Source organism: Neisseria sp. P0021.S006 (genome assembly GCF_051956895.1).
This window is the reverse complement of sequence record NZ_JBQCWZ010000225.1, coordinates 1-1,857: the sequence shown is the minus strand read 5'-3', so window position 1 is coordinate 1,857 and position 1,857 is coordinate 1. Positions and strand designations below refer to the sequence as shown.

1 protein-coding gene is annotated in these 1,857 nt (G+C 48.3%); it reads left to right on the top strand.

Features of this window, described 5'->3' with window-relative positions:
* Positions 1-283 precede the first annotated feature (283 nt).
* Positions 284-1,857, top strand: a 1,574-nt coding sequence (locus tag ACTHUM_RS12805) for a proline--tRNA ligase (RefSeq protein WP_440403033.1), incomplete at its 3' end; no start/stop codon positions are given.

Genomic DNA, 1,857 nt, shown 5'->3' with positions numbered 1-1,857 from the left:
GAACAAACCAAGTCTTAAATTGACTAAAATTTAATCAAATAAAACATAATAAAATCAAGTAGTTATATTTATAAGATTTTACTATAATCATACAGTGAAAATTTATAGGTAAAACAAGGTTATGCGGCTTTGTGCATAAATTAGGGTTGACATCCCTAAAAATCGCCCCGAATCAAAAGCTGCGTAAAACAACGGCCGATTTCATCAGGTGCCATTCAAAAGACACGCGGCCATCCATTTTGCGTTACAATACGCACTTATTTTTAAGAAAGAAAAATACGCCATGAAAGCCTCCCAGTTCTTCATTTCTACCCTTAAAGAAGCCCCTGCCGAAGCTGCACTTGCCAGCCACAAACTGATGATTCGTGCCGGTTTGATCAAAGCCAACGCATCCGGTCTTTATACTTGGATGCCGATGGGCCTGCGCGTATTGCGCAAAGTTGAAAATATCGTGCGCGAAGAAATGGCCCGCGCGGGTAGCGTGGAGCTGCTAATGCCGGTGGTACAACCTGCCGAACTGTGGCAAGAATCCGGCCGCTGGGAGTTTTATGGTAAAGAACTGCTGCGTCTGAAAGACCGTCATGACCGTGATTTCTGTATGGGTCCGACTTGTGAAGAAGTCATTGCCGACATCGTGCGCAAAGAAGTCAACAGCTACAAACAACTGCCAAAAAACTTTTACCACATCCAAACCAAATTCCGCGATGAAGTACGTCCGCGCTTTGGCGTGATGCGCGCGCGCGAGTTCATCATGAAAGACGCTTATTCCTTCCATGCCGACTATGCCTCGCTTCAGACGACCTATCAAGATATGTACGACGCTTATTGCCGTATCTTCACCCGTTTGGGTTTGGAATTCCGTCCTGTTGCCGCAGATACTGGCAGCATCGGCGGTACCGGCTCTCACGAATTCCAAGTATTGGCTGAAAGCGGAGAAGATGTTATTGCATATAGCGACACTTCCGATTACGCCGCCAATATCGAATTGGCACCGACTTTGCCGCTTAAAGGCGAACGCGCTGCTGCTCAGGCCGAGTTGACCAAAGTACATACACCAAACGTCAAAACCATTGAGTCTTTGGTTGAATTCCTGAATATTCCGGTTGAACAAACCCTCAAATCCATCGTGGTCGAAGGCGAAAACGAAGGCGAACTCGTCCTGCTGCTGTTGCGTGGCGACCATGAATTTAACGACATCAAGGCAGAAAAACTGGCCGGCGTAAAATCGCCACTGACCATGGCGAGCCCTGCCGTGATTATTGAACAATTCGGCGCAAACGGCGGCTCTCTCGGCCCTGTCAACTTCAAAGGTAAAGTCTATGCCGATTTCGCTACTGAAAAAGGCGCAGACTGGGTTATCGGCGCCAATGAAGACGACTACCACTATATCGGCTTCAACTTCGGCCGAGATGCTACCGAGCCTGAATTTGTCGATTTGCGCAATGTCATCGAAGGCGACATCAGCCCCGACGAACAAGGCCGTCTGAAACTGGCACGCGGTATTGAAGTCGGTCACGTTTTCCAATTGCGCGACAAATATACCCAAGCCATGAATGTCAGCTTCTTGGATAACAACGGTAAATCCCAAACTATGGAAATGGGCTGCTACGGCATCGGTATTACCCGCGTTGTTGCCGCCGCCATCGAGCAAAACAACGACGAAAAAGGCATTGTTTGGACCAAAGCAATGGCACCGTTTGAAGTCGTTATCGTGCCGATGAACTACAAAAAATCTGAAGCCGTACGCGAAGCCGCTGACAAAATCTATGCCGAGCTTTTGGCTGCCGGTGCGGATGTATTGTTGGATGACCGCGACGAACGTGCGGGCGTATTGCTGAATGACTCTGAGCTGTTGGG